General features: G+C 71.9%; 5 protein-coding genes. 4 read left to right on the top strand and 1 reads right to left on the bottom strand.

The window, feature by feature from the left end; genetic code table 11:
* Positions 1-10 precede the first annotated feature (10 nt).
* Positions 11-2,083, top strand: coding sequence for a hypothetical protein (locus GVV04_RS03580; protein ID WP_161684339.1), 2,073 nt, complete (start codon positions 11-13; stop codon positions 2,081-2,083).
* 43 nt (positions 2,084-2,126) lie between these two features.
* Here the strand turns inward: GVV04_RS03580 and GVV04_RS03575 are convergent, their stop codons facing one another.
* Positions 2,127-2,786, bottom strand: a complete 660-nt coding sequence (locus GVV04_RS03575; protein ID WP_161684337.1) for a LuxR C-terminal-related transcriptional regulator — start codon at positions 2,784-2,786, stop codon at positions 2,127-2,129.
* Between the two features lie 307 nt (positions 2,787-3,093).
* Between GVV04_RS03575 and GVV04_RS03570 the strand changes: the two genes are divergently transcribed.
* The 3 genes from GVV04_RS03570 (at position 3,094) to GVV04_RS03560 (ending at position 7,207) form a co-directional block, all read left to right on the top strand.
* Positions 3,094-3,888, top strand: a complete 795-nt coding sequence (locus GVV04_RS03570) for an anti-sigma factor (RefSeq protein WP_161684336.1) — start codon at positions 3,094-3,096, stop codon at positions 3,886-3,888.
* 113 nt (positions 3,889-4,001) lie between these two features.
* Positions 4,002-5,405: an MFS transporter gene (locus tag GVV04_RS03565; protein ID WP_328822184.1), complete on the top strand. Its 1,404-nt coding sequence runs from the start codon at positions 4,002-4,004 to the stop codon at positions 5,403-5,405.
* The gene (locus GVV04_RS03560) at positions 5,402-7,207 is read left to right on the top strand and encodes a glycoside hydrolase family 2 protein (protein ID WP_161684334.1); all 1,806 of its coding nucleotides are present in this window, start codon (positions 5,402-5,404) and stop codon (positions 7,205-7,207) included. The genes GVV04_RS03565 and GVV04_RS03560 overlap by 4 nt, the downstream gene beginning before the upstream one ends.

The raw sequence follows: 7,207 nt of genomic DNA, 5'->3' as shown, positions 1-7,207 counted from the left end.
TGGAGGACCGATGAACCTGCCCCTGCTGATCCAAACGAATTCCGAGCCCCGACCGAAGTCCGAGCTCTGCGCCGACGGCCGCATCGTCCCGCTGCGCTCGGGCGGGATGTATCTGCATCTGGGAACCAAGGGCAAGATCGATTCAGATCCCTTCCTGCAGGAGCTCGACAGCCGGCCACGGATGCCGCAGATCGTGCCGCTCAGCTTCGGGCCGGACGGCCTGAGCTCGCCGTTGGTCACCAACTACCTGGGCCGCCTGCCGACCCTGACGCTCGACCAGATGATGTACGTGCCACCGAAGGGCAGCCTGCAGGAGTCGCCGGACGAGGTCGAGCTGGCAAAGTGGGCGGACGGCCTCGGCATTCCGGTGCAGGTGCCGGTGGGGCAGCTCACACCGGGCCGCACCCTGCCCTCCGGACGGCAGCACCGGGTGCTTCCACTGGACAGCGCGGGCAGGATCACCAGCGTCGACGAGGCGCACAGCGTCCGGGTGCTGCCGAAGCTCTCCCGGGCGGTCGGCGTACACGCCAACCCGAGCGACGAGGTGGCGCAGCTGGCGGCGAAGCGCCCGTACCTCGCCGGGCGTATCGTCTTCGGGCCGGACGACGTCGAACTGGGCGTACCGGCGGGGCTGGTCGAAGCGTGGTTCGGCGATACGGTGACCCGGCTCGGCCGACCGCTCGACGAGAAGGACGTCACCGCAGCGCTTGCGGACAAGACCGCGTCGACCGTGCAGGTGGACGGGTACGTCGAGCTGATGCGGCGGCTCGAGGCCCTGCCGCCGCAGAGTCAGGCGCTGGTCGGGGTGGCCGACGGGGCGGATTCCGCCGTGCACCTGGCCCAGCGGGACCTGACCGGGGTGTCGTTCCTGGACCCGGGCGCGGCGAGGGCGGCGAGCTTCCCCAGCGACCCGACCCGGATCGAACTCACCGTGCTGCCCGACACCATGGCGCTCGCGGACCGCCTCGACGTGCTCGACGCCGCGCGGTACGCGGCCGAACCGCCGGCGAGCTGGCCCATCCGCTGGCCGGACGGGGCGGCCGTGGCGGTCGACGACACCCGCCCCGACCGGGACGTCGTGGTGATCGGTTCGGCAGAGACCGAGCAGGAAAGCCTGCTCAACACGGTCTACGGGGCCATCGGCAAGCTCGACCAACCGGTGATCGTCCTGGCCGTGGAGCACACCCGGACACCCCTCACCCCGGCGCGGATCGCGGCCGTCCGGACCCTCCTGGAGCAGTACGGCTGGCGCAACCGGGTGCCCGTGGTGGTCACCCGGGGTCAGACCAGCAAGGACCTGTTCGAGGTGTTGGACAGCTACGGCGCTGCGCTGGTGCACCGGGTCGCCGCGGCGTCGACGGCCTCCGGCGGGCTGTCGGTGAACTTCGGCCCGCAGTGGAACTGGACGGTGCGCCAGCCGGGCATCGCGACGGGGGCCGGCTCGACTCCGGGTGCGCAGTCGGAGCTGACCCTGCCCTTGTTGCTGACCGCCGCCGGCCGGCACCGGACCCCGAGGTTCGGCCGCCCGCCGGAGCAGGTGGCGACCTTCCTCTCCACGTCGTTGACCGATCACCTCGGCGATGGTCGGTTGGCGGCTGATCTACGGGGCCCGGGGGTGAAGACGCTCAAGCCGCTGGTCGAGCAGATTGCCCTTCGCGACCCGTCGTTCGCCGCCCACGACGCCACCCTCCAACTGGCCGACCTGGGCCAGGGCGACGCCGTCGTCAACTACCTCGGCGCGGGTGAGGCGCGCGGCGACGCCATCTTCGAGCCCCTCGTCAACGTCGACGCCGAGGCCGCCCAGGCGACGGTCACCAAGCTGCTGCCACACCTCGCGACGCTGGCCGGCGGCGGTCTGAACGACTTCGCCAGCCAGGCGATCCTGACGGCCATCGCCGGGCAGCTCGACGGCTCGATGACGCCTGAGCAGATCAACAAGAGCATCGAGGACCACAAGGCACACCTGCCCCGGGGGGGCCGCGCCGACTGGGTCCGCCGGATCGGTGCCCTACAGGACAAGCTCCCGGATCACCAGTTGGGGCTGGCGGAGATCGGCACCATGATCATGCAATGCCCGGACTGATGGGCGTCGGCGCAGGACACCGGCTGCGTAGCCGCCACGGCGGCTACGCAGCCGGGTACGTCTGCCGGCTCTCCGTCAGGTGCCCCAGCTCGATCGCCATCCGGGTCAGCTCCGCCTTGTTGCTGACGTTCAGCTTGGCGCGGATCCGCTTCGCGTAGGTGTTCACCGTGGCCTGCGACAGGCCCATCCGGGTGGCGACCTGCGCGTGCGTGAAGCCGAGCGCGATCCACCGGAGCGTCTCGACCTCTCGGGGAGCCAGGCCGCTCGGGTCATCGTCGGCCTGCCGGGTCAATTCGGTCTGGAACCGGCCGACCAGCCGGGGGCACAGGTAGAAGCCGCCCTTGGCGACGATGCGCAGCGCGTCGCGGACCGCGGTCTGCTCGGTGTGCCGCGTGATGCAACCCCGTGCCCCGGCGCGGATCGTGGCCAGGAGCGTGGGCGGCTGCTCCCAGGACGCGCACACCAGCGGCCGGCCGATCCCGGCGACCCTGGAAATGATCTCCAGGGATCTGCCGCCGCCACGCGCCGGCAGATCGACGATCACGACACAGTACGCGTCCCGGCCGGTGTGCGGCAGGTCGTCGATCGCACCGACCGAGGCCACCACCTCCAACGCCGGGTCGTCCGACACGAGTTTCTCCATGCCAGCCCGGGACACGGGTTGTTCGTCGACGATCGCGACGCTGAACACATCTACCTCCACGGCCCGCCTGGGTATGTCGCCGACTTGAAGACGGACAGGTTCGCGGCGTGGTTCACGGACCGGGCCACTTTCCGGCGGGGCGCGGCTTGTCCCCCGATCGGGGGGCTCTCCGGCGGCTTCGAGGGCGCCGGTGAATATGTCGGCGACGTTTCCCGCATGCGTCCGGGCCCGACATCGGGGCCGCCGGCAAAGTCGCCGCCCGCAACCGTGAACCGGATGACGGAGGCGCCCGTATTAAGAACAGTAAATCGCCGGAGTGGCTTTGAGGATCGGATGCCGAGTGACGGACTCCACCGATGAATGGCATGTGCGGCAATCGCTTGGGATGTACCTGCTGGGCTCGTTGAATCCGCAGGAGCGTGAGGAGGTGGAGCGCCACCTCGCGGTCTGCCCTGCCTGCCTCGCGGAGTCCGACGAACTCGGTGAGGTGGTCGCCGTGCTGGCGCTGATCTCCGACGAGGACAGGCGCGGGATCGTCGAGGAGTTCGGTGCGCCAGGGCTTCCGGCGCGGGACGCGGCGGCCGCGACGTCAGGGGCCGCGACGTCAGGGCCGGCACCGCCGGTGGCCGACCGGCCGGTCTCCGACGCCGCCTCGCGTACCCGAACCAGGGCTGGCACCGTGCGAGCCGGGCCCGGCAGGCCCTCGTCGGCGAGCCGTCCCGGGACCCGGCGTTCGGTACGCGCCAGAAGCCTGCTCGGCATCGCCGGCCCGGTGCTGGCGGTGCTGATCGCGGCCGGGTTGTTCATCGGCCTCGCGGCCGAGGGCGAAGACGGGGACAGTGGCCGGACCGCGCCGGTGGACGTCACGCTCGCCGCCACCGCCGCCGCGGGTATGGACGGAGCCACCCTCTCGGTCGTCGCCGTCGGACACGACGGGGCGGTCACCGTACGAGCCACCGTCACCAAACTGAGGCCCGGCACCCGGTACCAGCTCTACGCGGTGACCACGGACGGCAACACCCACCTGGTTGCCGGCTGGGTCGGCTCCGACACCGTGCCGGAGGTCACCGGCGAGGCGCCGGTGGACGTGGGCGCGTTGTCGTTCTTCGCGGTCACCCGCGCCGACGGCACCCCGGTCGTCTCGGCGTACGTGTCGAGGTAGGCCCCGCCGTCGCGTTGACCGGACTGCGGAGTCGACGACGCGGGCCTTCGTGGGCGGGAGCCGGTCGGGCCTGAGTTCGGGTTGGGCGTACCCCGTTCTCGCAGAAGGTGAGCGTGGTTCATCATGTGCTGACCGCCGAGGAGGTCGCCATGTCCGTCCCGCACCCGCTACCGCCCCCGGCCCAGCCGCGCGCCGACGTCCGCAGCACCACCGACGTGCCCACCGACGGTCCCGCGCGGCTGCGGTCGCGTACCTGGGTCGCGGTGGTGCTGCTCGGCCTGGTGGGCCAGATGGCCTGGACGGTCGAGAACATCTATCTGAACCTCTTCGTCTACGACACGATCACCGACGACCCGACCGTGATCGCCACGATGGTCGCCGCCAGCGCCGCCACCGCGACGCTCGCCACCCTGCTGCTGGGCGCGCTCTCCGACCGCCTCGGGCGACGCCGGGCGTTCGTCGCGGGCGGCTACCTGCTCTGGGGCGTCTGCACCGCCGCGTTCGGCTTCCTCACCGTGGGCGCGACGGGTGACATCGCGCCGGTGGCGAACGTCGTCCTGCTCACCGTGCTCGCGGTGATCGCGCTGGACTGCCTGATGTCGTTCCTCGGCTCGGGTGCCAACGACGCGGCGTTCCAGGCGTGGGTGACCGACGTGACTCGGCCGGCCAACCGTGGCCGGGTCGAGGCGGTGCTGGCGATCATGCCGCTGCTCGCCATGCTGGTGATCTTCGGTGGCTTCGACGGGCTGGCCCGCGCCGGTGACTGGCGGACCTTCTTTCTGATCATCGGGGCGGTGATGGCCGTGGCCGGCGTCGCCGCCTGGTTCCTGGTCGAGGACAGCCCCACCCTGGTACGCAACGACGCCGGTTACCTGCGCTCGGTGTTCCACGGCCTGCGGCCGTCCGCGATGCGCGCCAATCCGGGCCTCTACCTGGCCCTGACCGCCTGGTCGGTCTGGGGCATCTCGACGCAGGTCTTCCTGCCGTACCTGGTCATCTACCTACAGCGCTACCTCAAGGTCGAGGGGTACGCCGTGGTGCTCGCCGTCGTGCTGGTGACCGCGTCGGTGGTCAGCGTGCTCGCCGGTCGGGTGATCGACCGGGTCGGCAAGGTCCGGTTCGTGCTGCCGGCGGCGGCCGTCTACGGCACCGGCCTGCTGCTGATGTTCCTGGCCCGGGGCACGCTGCCGGTGATCGGCGCCGGGATCGTGATGATGTCGGGTTTCATGCTGGTGCTGGCGCCGCTGGGCGCGCTGGTGCGGGACTACTCGCCGCCGGAGCGGGCCGGTCACGTGCAGGGGCTGCGGATGGTCTTCGCCATCCTGATCCCGATGCTGATCGGCCCGTACCTGGGCGCGGTGGTGATCAGCAACGCCGACGAGACGTACCAGGACCTGGGGGTGGTCAAGCAGGTGCCGACGCCGGGCATCTTCCTGATGGCGCTGGCCGTGCTGACGCTCATCGTCGTGCCGGTGCTCGCCCTGCGCCGCCACCGGATCGGGAGGGAAGACGCGTGACGCTGACGACCGAGTGGGGCGAGGCCCTCGACCCCGACCGGGTGCTGCCCGAGTACCCGCGCCCGCAGTTGGTCCGGGACAGCCACCTCAACCTCAACGGCCGGTGGGCGTACGCGATCACCGACGACGCCCGGGAGCCGGCGCGCTACGACGGCGAGATCCTGGTGCCCTTCTCCCCGGAGGCGCCGCTGTCCGGGGTGGGGCGGCAACTGCTGCCCGGCCAGACCCTCTGGTACCGCCGCACGCTGCGGCTGCCCGACGGCTTCCACCGGCCCGGCCACCGGGTGCTGCTGCACTTCGGCGCGGTGGACCAGACCTGCTCCGTCCTGCTCAACGGGGTGCCCGTCGGTGGGCGCACCGGCGGCTACCTGCCGGTGCGCTGCGACGTCACCGACGCCCTGCGCGACGGCGAGAACGTGCTGGTCGTCGCGGTGCGCGACGACAGCGACACGAGCTACCACGCGCGCGGCAAGCAGAAGCTGCGCCGGGGCGGCATCTGGTACACCGCCCAGTCCGGGATCTGGCAGACCGTCTGGGCCGAGTGCGTCCCCGAGGCCCACGTCGAGCGGCTCACCCTCACGCCCCACCTGGCGCAGGGCTGTGTCGAGGTGACCGTGCACGCGAGCGGGGCCGTGGGCGACGCGGAGATCCGGGTCCTGGCCGGCGGCGTCGTGGTCGCCGAGGCGAGCGCCGCCGCCGGGACCGCCGTGCGCCTGCCGCTGCCCGAGGTGCGCCCCTGGACCCCCGAGGACCCGTTCCTGTACGACGTGACCGTCGGCTACGGCGACGACCACGTACGCGGCTACGTGGGCATGCGCTCGTTCGGGGTCGGGCCGGACGCGGACGGGGTGCCCCGGCTGCTGCTCAACGGGGAGCCGTACTTCCACGCCGGGGTGCTGGACCAGGGCTACTGGCCGGACGGCCTCTACACCGCTCCGTCGGACGCGGCGATGGTCGCCGACATCGCCGCGATGAAGCGGCTCGGCTTCACCATGCTGCGCAAACACATCAAGATCGAGCCGCTGCGCTGGTACCACCACTGCGACCGGCTCGGCATCCTGGTCTGGCAGGACATGGTCAACGGTGGCAGCACGTACCGCCCGCTGGTGGTCACCGCACCGGTGCTGACGCCGCTGCGGCTGCCCGACCGGGGCCGTTGGCGGCGCTGGTTCGGCCGCGCCGACGCGGCCGGCCGCGACGAGTTCCGCGCCGAGGCGCGCGAGACCGTCGAGCACCTGCGCAACGTGGTGAGCATCGCCGTCTGGGTGCCGTTCAACGAGGGCTGGGGGCAGTTCGACGCCGCCGAGGTCGCCCGGGAGGTGGCCGCCCTCGATCCGACCCGGACCGTCGACCACGCCAGCGGCTGGCACGACCAGGGCGGCGGCGACCTGCGCAGCCTGCACGTCTACTTCCGTCGCTTCCGCGCGTCGCGGCGCCGGTCACGCCGCGACGCCACGCCGGGCGGGGGAGCGGTCCGCGACGGCGCCGCGCCCGGCCGGGACCGGCGGGCCCTGGTGCTCTCCGAGTACGGCGGCTACACCCTGCGCCTCGACGGGCACGCCTTCGGGCCGGCCGAGTTCGGGTACAAGCGCTTCCGCACCGACGCCGAACTGGCCGGGGCGTTCACCCGGCTGCACGACGAGCAGATCGTGCCCGCGATCCCGGCCGGTCTCGCGGCCACCGTCTACACCCAACTGTCCGACGTGGAGGACGAACTGAACGGCCTGTTCAGCTACGACCGGCGGGTGCTCAAGCTGCCCGAGGACGCGGTCCGGCAGGTCAACGGCCGGCTGCGGCTCTGA

Origin of the sequence: Micromonospora rubida (assembly GCF_009908295.1) — a bacterium.
GTDB lineage: Bacteria > Actinomycetota > Actinomycetes > Mycobacteriales > Micromonosporaceae > Micromonospora > Micromonospora rubida.
The sequence above is the reverse complement of the archived record's forward strand: the minus strand, read 5'-3'. Positions and strand labels throughout refer to the sequence as shown.